Raw genomic sequence first — 19,646 nt, 5'->3', positions numbered from 1 at the left:
GGGGGATAAGATTGAAAAAGGTCCATTTACGATATCAAAAACAAGTTGATAGTTTTATCAATATTAATAAGATTATGTTGATGCTTGAGTTTGTTTTACTATTCGTAGTGAAAGGTAGTATCGATCGTTATAACCAGCTACCATACGATTGGTTTGCTTATTTAACAACGTTGATACATTATTTTTTAGGAACTTTTGCTTTTTTCGGGATTATTTTAGTTATTGAATGTGTCTGGAACAAGTTCAAATAATGATTGTGTATGTGTAAACCTAGTATAAGCTAGCGCGTGACAACTTAATGTTACGCGCTTTATTTTTTGATATTTAGTTTTAGTTTTGATAATTTTAGTTGTCTTTCATTTTTTATTTGGCTATTTAAAATAGTCATTGTGCTATCGATGGTATTCGAAGTTGGTCGCTTTAAGACTAGTGATATTAAGCCGTTAATTACAGAATTCAATGTTTGAAGCATTTGTCAGGTGTTGAATGGGGTGAAATGGTGGAACAAAAATTAACAGATTTGACAAGGTTTAGTACCTATTTTCACTAAATTATTGATGGGAATAATTGTAAATTTTAAAATATGTAGTATACTACATATTTATTGGGAGTTGATAATATGACAAAACAATTTGGAATCAATAGCCTTGGCCAACAGTTAAAACTAATCAATATCTTAACAGAGAAGGAGTTGAAAGCTGGTTTACAAAATTTAACGCCAAAATTAACTGGAACACAGGTTGCTGTATTAATGTACTTGAATGACAATCGGACAATAGTGGTAACTCAGAAGCAAATTGAGATGACATTGCAGCTCAGTCATCCGACAACGCGAGGGATTATAAAGCGATTAGTAGCAACCGGGTTAATTAATACGTCAACGGCTCATAATGATCGGCGGCAGGTGGTATTAACTTTGAGTGCTGCTGGACAACAATTTTTGCAATACCACATTGACTTGATTGAGGATCAACTAAGCACAGTTGAAAATAAGTTGATTTTTGGTATTGAGCCTGAAGCGTTACAAACTTTCCGAAACGTACTGGTAATTATGCTTAAAAATATGCAATAGGCCTTGTAGGAGGCCATTATTTTTCGTTAAAAGTGTAGCTAGCTATACAAAATCAAGGAGTGTTGTTATGATTACTATAAAATCATCAAATAAACAAAAAATAACCATGATGGCGGTGCTATTAATTGGTGCTTTTACAATGTTATTAACGGAAACGTTCTTCAATAATGCATTACCGACAATTATCAAACAATTTCAGGTGAGTCAAGCGACGGCTCAATGGGTCAGTATTGGTTATCAACTGGTTGCTGGACTGATGATACCAGTATCTGCATGGATATTTCACCGTTTTAATATGCGTTATACGTTTCTAGTATTAACTGGCTTCTTCTTAGTCGGATGTCTGTTTGGCTTTTACGCTACTAACTTTGGCATGTTACTTACTGGTCGACTTGTTCAAGCAGTTGCAGCAGGATCGATGATTCCACTAATTCAAAATGTGGTGTTGACATTATATCCAGTAAAGCAACGTGGAACTGTCATGGGAATTATAGGGTTAGTTGTCGCATTTGGTCCGGCACTTGGTCCTACAGTTGGTGGTTGGATTATTGATAACTTAGGTTTACGATGGCTTTCAGGCAGCTTAATTCCTTTGACCTTAGTGATGATCATAGCTGCGCTTGCTTTTGTGCGTCCAGTACTTAGACCTGCGAATGTTTCCGTTGACTGGCTTTCTATCGTAGAATCAACATTAAGCTTTGGAATGTTGTTGTATGGTTTTTCAGTAATTGGTAATACTGGTACATTGAATTGGACAAGTACGGTATATTTAGTCACAGGTGTTGTGATTTTAATGACATTTGGGTTTCGTCAATTGCGGCTAGCTAATCCGTTGATTGATTTAACAGTTTTCAAAAATCATATTTTTGGCTTAACGACACTTCTTAGTGCTTTGAGTAACATTGCTTTATTAGGAGTTGAACTAGTTTTGCCGCTATATTTGCAACGTGTTCATGGCCTATCTGCATTAACTTCGGGATTAATTTTATTACCTGGGGCACTTTTGGAAGGATTGGTTAGTCCAATTTCAGGTAAGTTATATGATAAATATGGAATCAAACCAATTTCCCTCATCGGCTTTAGCATTATTGTTTTAGGAACGTTGCCAATGTTATTTTTCACATCAACGACTAATTTGGTAGTAGTCGCGGTGGCATATGCCTTTCGAATTGTTGGGGTGGCAATGGTGATGATGCCAACTTTCACTGAAGGAATCAATTCACTAGAACCAGCGCTGTCAATTCATGGGAATGCTGCTTCATCAACGGTTCGTCAAATTGCAGGCTCACTCGGAACGGCAATTTTAATGATGTTAATTTCTTTTGGGACGAATGCAGGGAGTCAAACTAACGTCTCTCATGTAGTTCAGCTCAATCATGGCTATTGGTATTCATTTTTAGCTGCATTTGTCATGGCATTATTAGGACTGGTTTTATCTTTTGGGTTAAAGGCTCGAACAGCTGCAACCAGCGATTCGAAGTAGCCAACTAGTGAATTGATATTAACTGGGAAATTAGTATACTAATCAAATTTTTTAAGGATTTTCTTGACTTATAGTCGGCTCTAACAACTATCATTAGTCTCGTTGGCAGATGTTTTTAACTATAATTCATCGAAAAGGGGACAATAATCATGAAAACAATTCAAATCGGCGCTAGTCAGCTCAAAGCGTCCGCGGTTGCGTTAGGCATTATGCGGATGGTTCGCTTAGACGCACCAGCGGCGGCGAACGTTTTAGAGATCGTTCATGACCGTGGCGTTAATTTTATTGATTCGGCGGATATTTATGGCAACGGTGATTCTGAACGAATCTTTGGGCAAGCGTTAAAACAGTCGAGTTTAAAGCGCGAAGACTTTTTCATTCAATCTAAGGGTGGCATTGTGCTCGATCCTGAAAAGAGTTCTGGTGAACTAGTCTTTGGGCAACGCTACGACTTTTCTAAGCAACATTTGATTGCAACGGTCGATAAGATCTTGCAACGGATGCAGCTGGACTACCTAGATTCATTTCTATTACACCGGCCTGATCCATTGATGGATCCCGCCGAAGTCGCCGCGGCGTTTGATGAATTGCAAGCTGCTGGTAAGGTGCGCCACTTCGGTGTTTCCAACTTTAACCCGATGCAAGTCGAGATGTTACAAGCGGCAATCAGTCAGAAATTGATGATCAACCAATTACAATTTGGGGTTATGCACACCGGCCCAATTCAGTTTGGGTTGCACACGAACATGCAAGATGCCGCTAGTCTTAATCATGATGGTGAAATTATCGAATATTCACGGCTACACCACATGACGATCCAAGCTTGGTCACCCTATCAATACGGCATGTTTGCTGGGACCTTTATTGATAATCCGAAGTTTCCAGAATTGAATGCGAAATTACAGGAATTAGCCGATCAGTATCATGTGACTAAAAATGCGATTGCGACGGCTTGGATTTTACGTCACCCGGCCAATATGCAGGTCATCTTAGGTTCAATGAATCCGCAACACCTTGATGAGAGCATTGCGGGGACCGATGTGACGTTGACACGCCAGGAATGGTATGACGTTTACTTTGCAGCCGGGAACGATTTGCCTTAATTGCAATTAATAACAGCAATAATGAAATCCCCTTGTGGATAACTGCTTAAAAGAGCAGTTATCCACAAGGGGATTTTTGTGTACTAAGTTAGGCTAGTGGGTGCGTCTGGATGTTAATCGGTTATGGTGGGTTGCCTTCCGCAGTCAGCCTGATCAGTACGAACAGCCAGAATGTTATTGTGGTTTAGTGACGATGCCGAGGTCGATCATTGACTGCGCCGTTGCAATAATAGCTTCTGCAGCGGGACGGGGATGCCAATCCAACAATGTTTGGGCTTTATGATTGCTCGTTTCCGCGTAGGTGCCAACTAGTGAGGCGACCATTCGCAATTCTGGTCGGGCCTTAGCGGCTAGCTTAACCGCTGCATTGGGGATGGTTTTGGTTGGTAGCTGACTGGCAAAAGCTGGAAAGGCCTGTCTTAAGACATTCGCAACGTCAAGCATGGATAGTGTCTCACCTGTTGTGGCTAGAAAACGTTCGCCGTTAGCTTGCGGTGCGGTCATGGCAAGCAAGTGCAGACTAGCCACGTCACGAACATCAACATAACCGGAATCAACGTTTGGAACGGCTTTAACTTGGCCTTCTAAGAATTGTTGGATTTGAATATTGGAATGTGAATATTTGGCGGACAACACCGGACCCATGACGGCAACGGGATTGACCGTTGTTAATTCTAACCCGCGGCCCTCATGGTTAATAAAGTCCCAAGCTGCTAATTCAGCACGTGTCTTGGATTCTTGATAAGGATGGATCGCTTTCCAGTTGAGATCAGACCAGTCAGCTTCAGTGTAGGGGGTCGTACGATTTTTGTGACCAGCAAAGATGGCCCCGTACGCAGACGTTAACACGACTCGTTTAACGCCCGCATCACGACTAGCAGTTAGAACCCGCCGAACACCGTCAACGGCTGGTCGGATCATTTCGGCTTTATTTTTGAAGTTGAGCTTTGGGGTTGGGGAAGCGACGTCGATCGCATAAGTGGCACCGGCCATCACTTCCGACCAGTATTCATCATGCGCCAGGTCGGCCACAACAATTTCGAGAGCTGATAAGTCGGTGATACCACCATTGGTCAGCATTTCTTTAATAACGGGTGCTTTGGCTAATGAACGGACCGTTGTGCGGACGCCGTAGCCTTGTTGTAATAATTGACGAATGATATGAATGGCGATGAAGCCACTGCCACCAGTGACGACGACTAATTGTTTTTGCATGGGACTACCTCCAAATGAATTTGTGAATTACCGTTACACTTGTAACGTCTGTGCCAGTATCTTACAATGGGGTTACGACGAATACAAGGTAATCACGAGCATCTGTGACAGAATGGAGGAATTGTTATGGCAGCGACCAATCACGCGCAAGCAATCAAAAAGGATTCACAAACTTATTTAACCACGGCCTTATTACAATTATTAAGGACTCATGATTTAGATACGATTACGGTGACTCAAGTTGTCAAACGAGCTGGGGTCAGCCGGATGGCCTTTTACCGTAACTTTACGACACTCGAAGATCTTTTAGACGCGTACTTCGCCCCGGCGATTGCAGCGCGGTTTCAGGACGTCTTGCAGCATGTACCGGCCAATCAGAAGTTATTAGCGATGGGTCAATTTTTCAGTGATTTTGCGCCGACGTTACGACTGGCTGAGCAACGTGGTTTTGAAAATATTATTCAACAACTTTTTAACACTAATATGACTAATTATTACCAAGCAACGATGGCAAATGGGACGCTCACGGCGGTGCAACTTAAGTATTGGACAAGATTCATGAGTGCCGGGGTATACGCAATTTGGCGCGAATGGCTACTGGGCGGACAGTTGGAGTCCTTAACAACGATTCATGAATTACTAGCAACTTTGCAGACGGCAACGATGCAGGCGCTGACTCAGGCTCAAAAATGAACAGTGGAGGAATGCTCCTAAATTAGCGATGTTAGGAGGTCGGAACGCCGATTTTAGCGTGTTGATTGGGTACTTATGAGCAATTGTAAAAGCCACCTAGCCATGCACCGGCAGAGCCCGGTGCGGTTAGGTGGCTTTTTTAATCAAATGAGCTGAGATTAAGCATCTTGGGCCGTGGCAGCAATGTCAACTTCACGGATATTGACATTTTGCGGCATGTCATACATGAACTTGACCGTGGCAGCCACGTGCTTGGGGTCCAAAGTCAGGCCACCCATGGAAGCTTTCCATGCTTCGTAATCGGACAGTGCCGACTTGCTAGTAACGTGGGTTAACAGTTCAGTTTCGGCTGCACCGGGGGCTACCAGCATGACGCGCACGTTCTTCGGCGCATTTTCTTCACGGAGTGTCTCGGATAGCCCGTGGACGCCAAACTTGGATGCAACGTAAGCCGCGTGATTGACGAACGTTTTCTTGCCAGCTAATGATGACATATTGAGAATCGTCCCATGTTCCCGGTCACGCATGTCATTTAGGACGATTTGAGTGCCGTTTAAAACACCCATTACGTTCGTATTAAGCATGGTTTGCCACTCTTGTGGGTCCTGATTTTGAACATTTCCTAGTAACATTAATCCCGCATTATTAACTAGTAAATCGGTCTTGCCATACTTGGCTTCGGCCTTACGAATGGCAGTTTCGAATTGGTGATAGTTGGTCACATCGACTGTGTCGATCATGGCATTTTCAAAGTTCGCAGCTAAGGCGGCTAACTTTGCTTGGCGACGCCCTAATAGTAACAGTGGGTAGTTGTCAGCGGCGAACAACTTGGCGATCTCGGCACCAAAGCCAGAACTGGCTCCAGTAATGACGACTAATGGTTTCATCTTATAATTCCTCCGTAATTTTGGATAATGGTTTTCGTTTGAATTTTCAACGATTTACAGTATACTTGGCTAGATTAAACGCGACAAGTACGCACTTTTAGGTAACCACCAATTGAGAGCAGGGAGTTAATAATGTTAAAAGAACGGGTAAATGCGCAGCCACGCTACCGAAATGAATTTGATGCCACGATGCAGTTGATTCGTGGTAAGTGGAAAATCATGATTTTGTTTGAACTGGCCGAGGTTAAAGTCAGCCGTTTTGCTGACTTGCAACACCATATTCAAGCGGTATCGCATAAAACACTGGCGAGTCAATTGAAGGAATTGGAACAAGATGAGTTAATCGAACGGCATGATTTTAAGACCGCTCAGCCGCATGTCGAATACCGGTTGACCGCTAAGGGGCAGAGCTTGATTCCCATCCTAGATGCGATTTGTACCTGGGGTGATCAACATGTTGATCCAGCTTTGATTGAACGTTCATTGTGTGATGAATAGGCTAGTCTAAACGGGAGTGTGGGCTTTGTACGGCGCCATGGGAAAAGTACGTTGTCAGTCAAAAGCAACTAGCGGCGCTGTTTTGATGACCATTACTAAATAATCGCTTCAAGAATTTCTAATGACATTCTTGAAGCGATTATTTGTTATTCAATTAACTCGTGCTGTTTGAAAGCTGACAGCCAGCTATACGGGCTGTTTTATAAGATGAACCAACTATTGCCGCCGGGATGGGGGTGGGTCGCTATCATGGACTAGTACAACGCGGAATCGATGATTTGAATTAATCGATTGCCGTTACGGTGACAGCGACGACATCGCCAATGCTTTTGTGGAGTTTTGCACGAATATCCTTACGAATACCTAAGATATAACAAATACTACCATCAAGGTTTTTAACACCCATATTAACGATAGAACCGTTGTAAGGGACCTCATCGAAAGTGGCATGGACTTTGACGCGCCCCTTACCGAAAAGGTCGCGAATATCGAAGGGACAGGCCAAGTAAGCACCACCTTTGCCAATTGTTGCGGCTTGAATCGGTGCGTCAAATTGATAAGTCTTCATTATTATATGGCCTCCGCCTAAGCGTAATTATGGAACGGCTTCATTTTTATAATCAGATTTCCATATTATCATAGCAAATTAGCAATTGTTGGTGAACTAAGTGGTCATTCACAACTAATTATAATTAAGGTGAACCGCTATTTTCGTGAAATATTAACCGTGTATATCGTTGGTATCAAAAATATTTATCTAAAAGTACAATTATTATACTAAATCCCCTTGCGAGCGGGGCAATCAACCGCTTATAATTAAACTGCTTTAAGTAAATTAAAAAAGGGTGTTCACATGAATTTTAAATCACAAAATCCAATTGATGCAAGTCAGTCGGAAAGATTCAAGCTTTATAAGTCGGGGAAACTTTGGCTGGTTGCTGGATTAACTTTCTTCTCATTTTTAGGAGGTTCAGTTCTTAACAATACAAACGTGCACGCTGATGCTACAACTGCAACGACAACATCGTCTTCAGCTGCAAGCACGGCCTCTAGTGCAAGTGTTGCAACGAGCTCTGCTGCTAGCGATGCGACGACTAAATCGACCTCAGTTTCGTCAAGTGCTGCGACTCAAGTAACGAGTGCGGCAACAACTAAGACGACCAGTCAAGCAGCGACGGCATCGTCGAGTGCGGCCACTAGCCAATCGACCAGTACAGCATCTAGCTCGACTAGTCAAACAACTAAAACGGCTTCGAGTTCGAGTGCAGCCACTAGTACTTCTGCAAAGGCTACAAGCCAAGCAACCAGTGTCGCTTCTAGTACGGCAACCACTACTCAAGTAAGTCGTACCGCAAGCAGTACTGCCGCCAGTGCTGCTTCAAGTACTGCAACGGTCAAAGCTGTTACGCCCGCTTCAAGTACGGTAAGTAGCACGGCGACGACCGCTACTAAAGCCACAGCTAAAGTTGCTGCCGTTGCTTATACCGCAGCAACGACGTCTTCAACGGATGTCTGGACGATTGGGGATACGACTCGGCCACGCGTTGATGTTGTTGACGTGGCGTCATATCAAAGTACCATGACGCAATCTGATTTCAATAAGTTAAAGGCTGCGGGTGTTAAGACGGTCATCGTTAAGTCGACTGAAGGCACTGATTACACGAACCCAGCTGCACTGAACCAAGCAAAGATGGCTAATAAAGCTGGCTTAAACGTTGATTTCTACCACTATGCAACGTTTAGCACGGCTGATGCGGCTAAATCTGAAGCGACTAACATGGCAGGTTTCTTAGTTAAGAACAATGTTTCAACCAAAGTTCTCTTGTTCGCTGACATGGAAGATTCATCTTCATACTCAGTTAACGCAACGGCGAACTTGAACGCGTTCTGGTCAACGTTAGATTCCTTTGGTTACAAGAATCACGGCGTTTACACGTCAAACTCATACTTATATCGGGATGCTGTTGTTAAGACAGTTGGCCAATCACGTGTATGGCGGGCCCAATACCCATACACGCCTTCTGCTAATAACCTTTGGAACACCAATGATGGTGCATGGCAATTCTCCGATACGGCACTCTTACCATCTGGTTCAGATTATACCGGTTACATTGATGTCAGCATCGATTATAATGGTTTAACTGAAGATAGTGCCGGGACCAATACGTTTGTAACGATTACGAGTAGTGACGATACGACGGATTCTGACACAACAACTGATAATACAAGCAGTAATACTAGTACTAGCAATACCAGTACTAGCAATACCAGTACCACGACCAAAAAAGCTTCTGGTTGGTACACTTTTACTAAGACAGCGGCCATCAAGAGCGCCGCTAGTGATAGTGCCACTACGGTTGGTTCGTACAGTAAGGGTAACAAAGTTTACTATAATGCCAAGGTAACGACTGCGGGTGAAACTTGGCTCCGTTACTTGAGTTACAGTGGTACGGAACACTTCGTTAAAATTAGTGATGCTGCTAAGACTACAACGACTACCAAACCAACGACGAGTACGAGTAAGACGGTGACTAAGGCTGAAACCGGCACTTACAAGTTCACGAAAACCACAGCCATCAAGGGTTCTGTTAGTGATTCTGCGAAGACGTTAGGCAATTATTATAAGGGCGACACGGTTTACTATAATGCTAAGGTAACTAAGAACGGCCAAACTTGGCTTCGGTATTTGAGTTACAGTGGTGCGCAACACTATGTTAAGATTAGTAGTGCTGCTAAGTCTACAACAACCACTAAACCAACGACAGGCACGAGTAAGACGGTGACTAAGGCTGAAACCGGCACTTACAAGTTCACGAAAACCACAGCCATCAAGGGTTCTGTTAGTGATTCTGCAAAAACATTAGGTAATTACTATAAGGGCGACACGGTTTACTATAATGCTAAGGTAACTAAGAACGGCCAAACTTGGCTTCGGTATTTGAGCTACAGTGGCGCGCAACACTACGTTAAGATCAGTGGGACAGCCGCAACGACCGCGCCAGCAAGCAAGTCTAAGACTACGGCTAGTGCTAAGACGGTTGCGCAAACCGGGACTTACAAGTTTGCTAAGACGACTGCCATCAAGTCTTCAGCAAGTGACGCCGCTTCAACGGTCGGAACTTACTATAAAGGCAACAAGGTTAACTACAATGCCAAAGTAACGACTAACGGTCAAACTTGGTTACGCTATACAAGTTACAGTGGTGCGCAACACTACGTTAAAGTTAGTGGTGATACTGCAACGACCACGTCATCTTCAGCAAGTAAGACGACAGCGGCTGCTGGCACATACACGTTTAAGACCACAACGAACATTCGGACTGCTGCTAGTTTGAATGCCCAAGTTGTTGGTCAATACTATGCGGGCGAATCCGTTTATTATGTTGGTACGGTTTCCGCTAATGGCTACCAATGGCTAAAGTACTTATCTAACTCTGGTGCTTACCATTACGTTGCTAAGCTAGGCTAACCAATTAGTTACCAATTACTAGCGCAATAACAAAACAGGCTTTGAGATCACGTCAAGCGACGCGATTTCAAAGCCTGTTTTGTTGTGTGACTGAGTTAGTGTCCTATTCATCTTATTCCGACAAACGTTTGGTACGCTGTGTCGGTCATTCGAATACCATCCCGACTGGAGGACGTTCCGCAATTGGCAGCAATGCCTGCAAGTCGGCGTAGGACGTACTTACCAAAAAGTTTACACAGATTCGAACTTCTTTCAGCGGGATTAAGCTGGCAATTTTTGACGCTAAAAATTTTAAGCATACTTCGGATTCAAGCATGTGTAATCGGTGCTGTAGTGATGGGCTAATGTTTATAAAACAACTAAGCCACCAGCACCGTTGTCGTAGTCAGGTTTCTGAGCAGTTACGACTAGTTTTTCGTTAACAAAGGCCATTAAGCCAAGACTGCTCAACTCACGACCATAGCCAGATCCCTTGACACCACCAAATGGTAGTTCTGGTAAAGAGCTAAGGAAGGTGTTAACAAAGACCATTCCAGTTTCAATTTGTTGGGCAACCGCTTTGCCGTGGGCCGCGGTCCCGGCGAAGACGATGCCGCCTAAGCCCAGTTCAGAATTGTTGGCTAAATCGATAGCTGCTTGTTCAGAATCGACTTTGAAGACTTGGGCAACTGGGCCAAACATTTCTTCATAAAAGAGTGGGTTGTCTTGATCGATGTCCGTCAAGATGGTTGGCTGGAAGAACTGACCGGGTAAATCGATTGGTTCATTGCCATAAGCAACGGTTGCACCACCGGCAATGGCCCGGTCAACTTGGTCTTGTAGCTTTTCCTTAGCACGCTTGGAATTCATCGGTGCCAGGGTAGTTTGTGGGTTCATAGGATCGCCAGGGACTAATTTGGCAAAGCGTTCTTTCAACTTCGCTAAGAAATCATCATACACATCCGCAGCGACAATAAAGCGTTTTGATGAGGTGCAGACTTGCCCAGCGTTGTATAACCGAACCCGCCATGCTAAGTTGACTGCTTCGTCAATATCAGCATCCGCTAAGACAACGAAAGCATCCGAGCCTCCTAGTTCCATGGAACTCTTCTTCAAGTTAGCACCGGCTGCTTTGGCAACCGCTTGACCACCACGTTTGGAACCAGTTAGCGCTACGCCTTGAATGCGAGGGTCGGCAATGATATCGCTAACTTGATCATAGTTTAAGAAGAGGTTTGTCAGACTGCCTGCGGGGGCGCCAGCTTCTTCAACGATCTTGGCAAAGGCTGCGGCCGAGCCCGGCGTATTAGAGGCATGCTTTAAAATCATTGGGTTGCCGACCATATAGTTCGGTGCAAAGACCCGCATGATTTGATAGTATGGGAAGTTCCAAGGTTCGACTAGCATCAAGACACCCGTTGCTTGTTTTTCAATTTCGGCATCGCCCGTTGCTTGGGTGCTGATTGGAGTTGGAGCCAACAATTCAGCACCATGATCAGCGTAATAGTCAGCAATCATAGCACAGAGCTCAACTTCCCCCTGAGATTCGGTCAGTAGTTTACCCATATCGATTGTTGCGATTTTAGCTAATTCATCTTTATGTTCACGTAATAGTGTGGCAATTTTATGGAGGCTGGCTACACGGGAACTAACAGGTTCGTGCCGCCATTGGTGATAGAGAGCGTCGCCGGTAGTTAAGGCCTGTTCGATTTGAGCATCTGTTGCGTTATCGTAAGTTTTGACAACTTCATTGGTGTAAGGATTGATTGTTTGATAAGCCATAGTAAAATTCCTCCTAAATTAGTGTGTGATGTAAACGGTTAATCTGCGATTGTATGGGACTGGTAACCGTCTTCACTATTGTACGCTACCACAAAAGTACGGACAAAGTCAGCTAATTTGACTTGACCAGCGCTAGTGTCAGAAGCATTTAGGTCTGCATAAAGTCCTTCAGGTTCGCGCTGATAGCGACTAGTTTGGACTAATGAAGCGGCAATTTTAACGGGAACACCATGGTTCGTCAAGTTAGCTTGATATTGTTCATCTGAGATTTGTACCCATTGTAGATCGGGCATGTTTAAGGCGTCGCGCAGATCAGCAACGAATTGGTCACCGGTGAACGTATCACTGAAGGCATACTTGACGGTGATACCGGCTGGCGTGTGATCAATTAGGGGATAAACGACACTGGCAATGTCTTCGGGAGCAACGTATTTTTGTGCTGAATCAGCAGGCGTATTGGAATAGATTTTATGCTCAGCCTTGATTGTTGCTAAGTTACCGAACAAGTTAGCATAAAATCCGGTTGGACGGACAAAAGCCAGATTAACCCCGTCAAGTTGTCGTAATTCATGTTCAATTAAGTTGTAAGCATGTAGCGAGCCAGCCACTTCATCGGCGTCTGCGCCAATGCTACTGAGGTTGACGACGTTGGTGACGCCGGCATTTTCAATTGCTTGTTTCCAGATTTTAGCCTGAGCCACGGCCCCTTCGAAGGGATCGTCACCGATACCACCAGAAAGCATGAGGTAAACCACATCTTTACCGGTAAAAGTGGTGGATAAGAAATCAACATCAGTCATTGTACCGATAGCGGCATGGGCGCCGACAGCTTCAATTGAAGCTTGGCGCTTAGGGCTAGTTGAGATAACGGTGACATCATGACCAGCTTGGACGAGTTTAGGAACAACGATCCGATTAATGTTTCCTAATGAACCTAACATTGCAATTTTCATAATTATAGAACCTCTTTAAAGTTTGATTTTGTTTTAAAAGATAATATTATCTTTTTACATTTACTATCATAAAAGATAAAGTTATCTTTGTCAAGCTTGAAAAAGATATTTTTATCTTTTATACTGAAACCATGAAAAAAAAAGATATGAATAAACAAGTTAAGATTCAAGATGCAGTTGCGGCGATTATTCTGACTGAGGGTCCAGCCGGGGTTTCAACGACTAAGGTGGCTAAGCGCGTTGGGATTGCACAATCCAATGTTTATCTCTACTTTAAGAATAAACAGGCTTTGATCGATAGTGTCTATGCACGCGAGACAAACCGAATTCTTAGTACTACTGCTTTAGACCGGTTAAGTGACCCAGCAATCGATGTGACGACCCGGATTCGACTATATGTGCAGCAAGTATACGACTACTCGTTAGCCAATCCAGATAGTTTAACGATCATTCAACAGATCAAAGCGTTGAATGGACAGGGGATGACAATTTCGGTGGCGGATGCTGACCCGAACAATATTGTCGCTAGGCTATTGACATCAGCTATCGATGCTAAAGTAATCAAGCATTTACCGGTTAGTTTGCATATGGGGGTCGTGTTTTCAACTATTCATACGCATACGACGAATATTAGTAAAGGACGGTATGATCAGGGCCAATATACATTTGAAGATATTTTTCAAATGATTTGGGACGCGATGAAACAAGATTAGGCGGTTTAATGACAAAAGACGCGACTTTATTGATGGGTACGAGTGGTCATCCATCGAGTCGCGTCTTTTTTACTTTTATGTATGAGTTCATGCAGCGACTAGGTGTCTTGAAGTGATGGTTTAGTATCTTAAAGCCTGGTTGAATAATTCGATTCATTGTGTATTCTTTTCAAGCGTTGGTGAGTGTTTTAAACTGTAGATACCAGTTTGAATGACCAATATGTAAGGGGGACTTTGATGGCACAGTGGGTGAAGCAGTTCAGTGAAAAGAAGGGGCCGGTCATGCTAAACAGTTATAATCAAAATAGGCGTGTCAGCCAAATAGTGACGTTAATGATGAGTAGGTTGGAGTTGTGGGGTAGCTGATGAAGATTATTTTTGTGCAAATGCTGTTCCTGTTCTTGTTTGTTAAGGTGCTTTTGCGTGATTGGCGGGTATTTAGTATTTGGGATATTAGTTATGCGGTGGTCGGTAGCTTAGCGAGCGGCTGGATTTTTTCAGTAATCGGGCAATATGCAGCATTGCCATTATTGGTACTGGTGGTACTATTTACTTGGTGGCATACGCATAGCTTTAGTGAGTCATTATTTGTTAGCCTACAGGTGATCATCTGGTCAATTGTCGTCGATCATATCAGTTTACTTTTAATGTATATGTTGAAATTAGATGACGGGTATCTTTTGATTTTTATGGGATTACAGTTGGTTAGTTTAATCACATTGAATATAATTTTAATGAATACGCATATCCAGACGACGTTTAATCGTCCCAGACTGAACCGGGTTACGGCCTTACTATTACTCGCCATCTACTTATACATCATGGTCAGCGAGGGCCTCGACAGTGAATTGAGAATGGTCGTCAGTAACTTAGTCGTGTTGCTGGTCGTCATAGGCCTTGCAATTGCCATCTATGATGAGTATCGGATTACGATTCGGGCCAAGTACCAGGTGCAACAACAACGCCTACAAATTAAGAATGATACACGGTACATGCATGAAATCGAAACGCATTACAATGAATTACGACGGTTTCGTCATGATTATCAGAATATAATGTTGTCGATTAATGAGTATTTGAAAACAGATGATTTGGCAGGCTTGCAGCAATATTACCAACAAAATATTGCCCCAGTAACCAAGCGTGTCTCGGATGAGCAGTATAATCTTGAAGATTTAAGTCGCGTTCAGGTAAAATCGGTCAAGAGTATTCTGTTTAGTAAACTCAGCTATGCGCAATCGCAGGGGGTTAAAGTTCAATTTGACTTGAAGCAAGTGCTTGATGGGGTAGCAACGAATGAATTAGACTTGGCGATTGCACTAGGTATTATTTTAGATAACGCGATTGAAGCCACGGCCGGTCACTATCATGGCGAGTTGATGAGTGCCATTTTTGTGACGGCCCACAGTACGGTGTTTTTAGTTCAAAATAACGTTTTTGACTCCTTGCCACCCTTATGGCAACTAAAGGAAGCGGGTTATTCAACGAAGGGGCAAGAGCGGGGACTAGGATTGAGTCAGCTTAGTGCCATCGTTAATCGAAATGAAAATATGATATTAGAAACGCGGTTATTGGCCTCAGCCTTTGTCCAGCGTTTAACGGTAAAGCGGGAATGATAAAATGATCAAAGTATATATTTGTGAAGATGATACTAAACAGTTACAAACCTTGCAGCAACTGGTCAGTAAAGTGATTATTGATCACCAATTAGATATGGGCTTTGGCCTAACAAGTCCTGATCCACATGAAATATTAGCGCATGTTAAAAGTCAACAGCCCGCCCAAGCCGTCTTTCTTTTAGATATTGCGTTAAATTCGGATATTAATGGCATTCAACTTGCCAGTCAAATTCGCGATTTAGGTGTTCGGAGCAAGATTATCTTTGTGACAACGCATACTGAGCTATCATTGACGGTGTTTCAGTATCAAGTGGAAGCTTTGGACTTTATCTTGAAGGATTTTCCAGAGCGCTTATACGAGCGATTAAATACCGTCTTACGCGTGGCACAGGAGCGTTTCAAAGCTGAAGACAATGATCAAAATAGTTATATCCAGATCAAAATTGGTGAGACGATTCGATCGATGGACGTGCAACACGTGTTATTTTTTGAAAGTTCAATGAGTCCACATAAGATTATCGTTCATTTGGATGATGGTGAGCTCGAGTATTACGGTTTATTAAAGGACGTGCCGGATCTAAATCGTGATTTTTACCGGTGTCATAAGTCATACGTCGTTAATCTGACGCGCATTCGGTCATTGGATAAACGGTATCGTCGACTAACGATGGCTAACGGTGAAACCGTCCTGTGTTCCGCAGCGGCCAGTCGTTACTTGGCAAGGCAGATTGGCAAAAGCAATCGTTGATTGGAATCTTGGTCAATTTATATTGACAATGATGAAAGCCAAGTTGGTAAGAACTGGTTTACTAATCGGTAAAATAATCGTTTCAGAAATCCTATTTTTCTGAAACGATTATTTTTTTACGCCGTATTCAGGTGTACTGATATGGGCTTGAGCGGGGGCGTTCTGAGCAATTCGATTTTACTTATTTTGAAATTATCTTCAACGGGCCAAATAAGGTCTTAATGCGATGTAATTGCTAGTCGGCCTGTCTTAAAACGGCCGTTGCGACGGGTTGTACTAAATTATAATTAGAAGCAATCAGTTTGAATCAAGTAGTGTATGTCCACTACAAGTACGGTTGTCAATTATGGTCAAGTCTGGGGTGCTGTCATTTTAAAAGTCAAATCGCCGTACTAGGCATGGATTGTCTATGATTTAAGTGTGACTTGTGATGGGGCGCCAACGATAATGTTGGTAATCAGTAGCAATAACTTTAAGTGTGGGAGTGAGTAGAATGTGCGGCTTAGTTGGGTGTTTAACGGATCGGCGCAAGGCTGATAATGCCACGTATGATCAGGTTGTTCGGGAAATGACTAAAATGATTGTGCATCGGGGTCCGGATGATGAGGGTTACTTTGCGGATGATAATATCACAATGGGTTTTCGACGATTAAGTATTATTGATTTGGCGGGTGGTCATCAACCACTATCTTATGATAACGAACGTTACTGGATGACATTTAATGGCGAGATTTATAACTATGTTGAACTACGTGAACAGTTAATCCAAGAAGGCTACACGTTTAAGACGGATTCCGATTCAGAAGTGATCTTAGGAATGTATGCCAAATACCAGGCCAAGTTGACGACCTATCTGCGGGGAATGTTTGCCTTTGTGATCTGGGATAAGCAGGAAAAAACGTTATTCGCGGTGCGTGATCAATTTGGAATCAAACCGTTTTATTATGCGATTGCCGGGAATGATTTTTACTATGCGTCTGAGAGTAAGGCAATTTATAAGATTTTAAAAGATAAGCATTTTGATCAAGAGGCGTTACAAGATTATTTGACGTTCCAATATGTGCCGGAAACTGAGACCCTGACAAAGGAAATCAAGATGCTGGCGCCGGGCTGTTCATTAACAAAACAGTTGGGACACGCGCCGCAAATCAAGCGTTATTATCATCGGGAGTTTCATCCAGTCGTCCGTTCTGAACAGGACTACGCGACACGGCTTAAGGAGACGTTGATTGATTCGGTTAAGATCCATATGCGTTCCGATGTCCCAGTTGGGGCGTTCTTATCGGGCGGGATTGATTCGTCAATTGTGGTGGCGATTGCCAAGCAGTTCAATCCAAATCTCAAGACAATCTCAGTGGGCTTTGAACGACCTGGCTATAGTGAATTAGACGTCGCGCAGGAAACGGCTGCTAAGTTGAATGTCGATAACGTCCAAATGACCATCACGCCGGAAGCATTCATGGCAGCCTTTCCACATTTTGTCTGGAGCATGGATGATCCGTTAGCTGATCCGGCCGCTGTTCCGCAGTATTTCTTGACTAAGGAAGCCGTTAAACACGTTAAAGTTTGTCTCACCGGTGAAGGGGCTGATGAACTTTTTGGCGGGTATACGATTTATCATGAGCCCGAATCCTTGAAAGCCTTTCGGTATACGAAGCCAATCAACGAGGCCCTCCAACGGATAGCGGCGATGATGCCAGCAGGAATGCGGGGTCGTTCGTTGCTCATGCGGGGAACCACACCGTTAGAAAATCGATACGTTGGCAATGCGTTTATCTTCAATGAAACTGAGAAGCAACAGTTTATGAAGCATTACAATCTTAACCATTCGTTCCAACAGACAACCCGGGTATTTTATGATGAAGCCAAGCACTATGATTTAATCTCTAAGATGCAATTTATTGATATGCACACGTGGTTAAACGGGGATTTGTTGCATAATGCGGACCGGACAGCGTTAGCCCACAGCCTCGAATTGCGGACGCCCTTTGTTGATCGTGACGTGTTCAATCTGGCAGCGGAAATTCCAGCCAACTTGCGAATTAGCCACGGTACGACGAAGTACATTTTACGAAAAGCGGTTGAAGATATTGTACCAGCGCACGTGTTACATCGCAAAAAGCTTGGTTTTCCAGTACCGATTCGGTTGTGGCTCAAAGATGAGATGTACGATTGGGCTAAAAATATTATTGTGACATCGCAAACCGATCAGTATTTTGATAAGACTTATTTCTTAAAACTATTGGATGACCATCGAGCGGGTGTTCGTGATAATTCGCGTCAATTGTGGACCGTGTTGACTTTCATGATGTGGCATAAGCTATACGTGGAAGCTGATATGTTAATGGATAGTGTAACGGCCAATCATCTTGCTGAGCAAGTCGAGATCGGCTAGGCTGTTCATACTAAAACTAAATAAGAACTAGTTAACATGCCAATGATAATAAAAATCATCCAGCGACCTGATTGTCTTAATACAAATAGGTCGCTGGATGATTTATTTGGGTAGTTTTGTCGTTGTGTTTGTTAGTCGATGACGACTTTAGTGCCGTACTTGATATTGTTATAGACCCACTTGGAATCTGCAACGCTCAGATGAATGCAACCGTGTGAAGACGGTCGCTTGCCAAGATCAGCAGCGTCTGATTTGCTAAAGTGACCTTGGGCATCTACGGGTGTGGAGTGGAACAAATATTCACCATGGTTGAGCCATGAGACCCAGTAATAGGCACCTTCATCAACACTAGCACTATAAAAATATTTTCCCCGTTCGGCTTGCACATGATAGGTGCCACGGGGTGTTTTGCGGTCAGCAGTTGGCACGCCACTGGAAGCATACATCGTATACAGGACGTGGTGATGGTTCATCAGGTATAGCCGTTGTTTAGCGAGCGATACGTGAATCCATAAGTCCGGATAGCGGTTGGCATTGGGGTACGCGACTGTTTCGGACGATTTACGCCAGTTGATTGGTGTGCGCATGACCGTTGATTTAGATTTGGCTTTGGATTTCGTCTTTGAAGTAACTTTTTTGGTGGTTACCGTTGATTGGCTAGGTTTGTGGACATCGCCAACCACCTTGATCGTACCGACCGCCAGTAAGCCGATAATTAAAGTGATGCTAGTTAATAAAATTAATGTTGGTTTGCGTTGCATGTTGCTCCCCCATACCATAGTTGGTTGTTCTGTCCTGACTTGATAGTTAGTTGGACTGGTCAATATTGATTAGTCCATAAATGCCTTCTCAGTGAAAGACGAGTGAAGATGAAAATCAATTGTATATTACTGTTATAACTTTCTGAAAGTAAAAATGCAACCTAGTCAAATGACGGATAAGTCAGCTTTACCAATAAATCTTGATCGAGACGGCCAAAAAGGAGATGTATTTGGGCGTTAAGTTAATACAAGTAGTCTAAAAGGGCAATAATTGGA

17 protein-coding genes are annotated in these 19,646 nt (G+C 43.3%); 11 read left to right on the top strand and 6 right to left on the bottom strand.

Annotation, left to right across the window (positions count from 1 at the left end; all coding sequences use genetic code 11):
* Positions 1–11 precede the first annotated feature (11 nt).
* The 4 genes from RXV91_RS06185 to RXV91_RS06170 all read left to right on the top strand — a co-directional run bounded on the left by RXV91_RS06185 (position 12) and on the right by RXV91_RS06170 (position 3,658).
* A complete protein-coding gene (locus tag RXV91_RS06185; protein ID WP_316439144.1) occupies positions 12–251 on the top strand; it encodes a hypothetical protein in 240 nt (79 codons plus the stop codon).
* A 368-nt stretch (positions 252–619) separates the two neighbouring features.
* Positions 620–1,072, top strand: a complete 453-nt coding sequence (locus tag RXV91_RS06180) for a MarR family transcriptional regulator (RefSeq protein WP_316439143.1) — start codon at positions 620–622, stop codon at positions 1,070–1,072.
* Between the two features lie 67 nt (positions 1,073–1,139).
* Positions 1,140–2,555: an MDR family MFS transporter gene (locus RXV91_RS06175; RefSeq protein WP_316439142.1), complete on the top strand. Its 1,416-nt coding sequence runs from the start codon at positions 1,140–1,142 to the stop codon at positions 2,553–2,555.
* Positions 2,556–2,704: 149 nt separating this feature from the next.
* A complete protein-coding gene (locus RXV91_RS06170; protein WP_316439141.1) occupies positions 2,705–3,658 on the top strand; it encodes an aldo/keto reductase in 954 nt (317 codons plus the stop codon).
* A 174-nt stretch (positions 3,659–3,832) separates the two neighbouring features.
* On the opposite strand, the gene RXV91_RS06165 is transcribed toward RXV91_RS06170, so the two are convergent.
* Complete coding sequence (locus tag RXV91_RS06165) at positions 3,833–4,873, bottom strand: aldehyde reductase (RefSeq protein ID WP_316439140.1); 1,041 nt, start codon at positions 4,871–4,873, stop codon at positions 3,833–3,835.
* 126 nt (positions 4,874–4,999) lie between these two features.
* Here RXV91_RS06165 and RXV91_RS06160 point away from each other — a divergent pair, with 126 nt between their 5' ends.
* Entirely contained in the window at positions 5,000–5,566 is a 567-nt protein-coding gene (locus tag RXV91_RS06160; protein ID WP_063723956.1) for a TetR/AcrR family transcriptional regulator, read from the top strand.
* Positions 5,567–5,724: 158 nt separating this feature from the next.
* Here the strand turns inward: RXV91_RS06160 and RXV91_RS06155 are convergent, their stop codons facing one another.
* Positions 5,725–6,453, bottom strand: a complete 729-nt coding sequence (locus RXV91_RS06155; RefSeq protein ID WP_063723955.1) for an SDR family oxidoreductase — start codon at positions 6,451–6,453, stop codon at positions 5,725–5,727.
* Between the two features lie 132 nt (positions 6,454–6,585).
* Between RXV91_RS06155 and RXV91_RS06150 the strand changes: the two genes are divergently transcribed.
* Positions 6,586–6,951, top strand: a complete 366-nt coding sequence (locus RXV91_RS06150; RefSeq protein ID WP_053267558.1) for a helix-turn-helix domain-containing protein — start codon at positions 6,586–6,588, stop codon at positions 6,949–6,951.
* Between the two features lie 283 nt (positions 6,952–7,234).
* Here the strand turns inward: RXV91_RS06150 and RXV91_RS06145 are convergent, their stop codons facing one another.
* Positions 7,235–7,519, bottom strand: coding sequence for a DUF1905 domain-containing protein (locus RXV91_RS06145; protein WP_316439139.1), 285 nt, complete (start codon positions 7,517–7,519; stop codon positions 7,235–7,237).
* Positions 7,520–7,804: 285 nt separating this feature from the next.
* Here RXV91_RS06145 and RXV91_RS06140 point away from each other — a divergent pair, with 285 nt between their 5' ends.
* Positions 7,805–10,420 carry an SH3 domain-containing protein gene (locus RXV91_RS06140; RefSeq protein ID WP_316439138.1) on the top strand — a complete coding sequence of 872 codons (2,616 nt, stop codon included), beginning with the start codon at positions 7,805–7,807 and terminating at the stop codon, positions 10,418–10,420.
* A 348-nt stretch (positions 10,421–10,768) separates the two neighbouring features.
* On the opposite strand, the gene RXV91_RS06135 is transcribed toward RXV91_RS06140, so the two are convergent.
* Both RXV91_RS06135 and RXV91_RS06130 read right to left on the bottom strand, forming a co-directional pair.
* Positions 10,769–12,181, bottom strand: coding sequence for an NAD-dependent succinate-semialdehyde dehydrogenase (locus RXV91_RS06135; protein ID WP_316439137.1), 1,413 nt, complete (start codon positions 12,179–12,181; stop codon positions 10,769–10,771).
* A gap of 38 nt (positions 12,182–12,219) precedes the next feature.
* On the bottom strand, positions 12,220–13,134 hold the full coding sequence (locus RXV91_RS06130) for an NAD(P)H-binding protein (RefSeq protein WP_316439136.1): 915 nt from the start codon (positions 13,132–13,134) through the stop codon (positions 12,220–12,222).
* A gap of 131 nt (positions 13,135–13,265) precedes the next feature.
* Here RXV91_RS06130 and RXV91_RS06125 point away from each other — a divergent pair, with 131 nt between their 5' ends.
* The 4 genes from RXV91_RS06125 (at position 13,266) to asnB (ending at position 18,609) form a co-directional block, all read left to right on the top strand.
* On the top strand, positions 13,266–13,847 hold the full coding sequence (locus RXV91_RS06125) for a TetR/AcrR family transcriptional regulator (protein ID WP_316439135.1): 582 nt from the start codon (positions 13,266–13,268) through the stop codon (positions 13,845–13,847).
* 365 nt (positions 13,848–14,212) lie between these two features.
* On the top strand, positions 14,213–15,463 hold the full coding sequence (locus RXV91_RS06120; RefSeq protein ID WP_316439134.1) for a GHKL domain-containing protein: 1,251 nt from the start codon (positions 14,213–14,215) through the stop codon (positions 15,461–15,463).
* Between the two features lie 4 nt (positions 15,464–15,467).
* The gene (locus RXV91_RS06115) at positions 15,468–16,214 is read left to right on the top strand and encodes a LytTR family DNA-binding domain-containing protein (protein ID WP_316439133.1); all 747 of its coding nucleotides are present in this window, start codon (positions 15,468–15,470) and stop codon (positions 16,212–16,214) included.
* Positions 16,215–16,707: 493 nt separating this feature from the next.
* Positions 16,708–18,609, top strand: coding sequence for an asparagine synthase (glutamine-hydrolyzing) (gene asnB, locus RXV91_RS06110; RefSeq protein WP_316439132.1), 1,902 nt, complete (start codon positions 16,708–16,710; stop codon positions 18,607–18,609).
* A 131-nt stretch (positions 18,610–18,740) separates the two neighbouring features.
* On the opposite strand, the gene RXV91_RS06105 is transcribed toward asnB, so the two are convergent.
* Positions 18,741–19,370 (bottom strand): L,D-transpeptidase, encoded by a 630-nt coding sequence (locus RXV91_RS06105; RefSeq protein ID WP_316439131.1) that lies wholly within the window; start codon positions 19,368–19,370, stop codon positions 18,741–18,743.
* Positions 19,371–19,646: the final 276 nt, after the last annotated feature.

Source organism: Lactiplantibacillus sp. DA1 (genome assembly GCF_032681335.1).
In the GTDB taxonomy this organism is placed as follows: Bacteria; Bacillota; Bacilli; order Lactobacillales; family Lactobacillaceae; genus Lactiplantibacillus.
The sequence above is the reverse complement of the archived record's forward strand: the minus strand, read 5'-3'. Positions and strand labels throughout refer to the sequence as shown.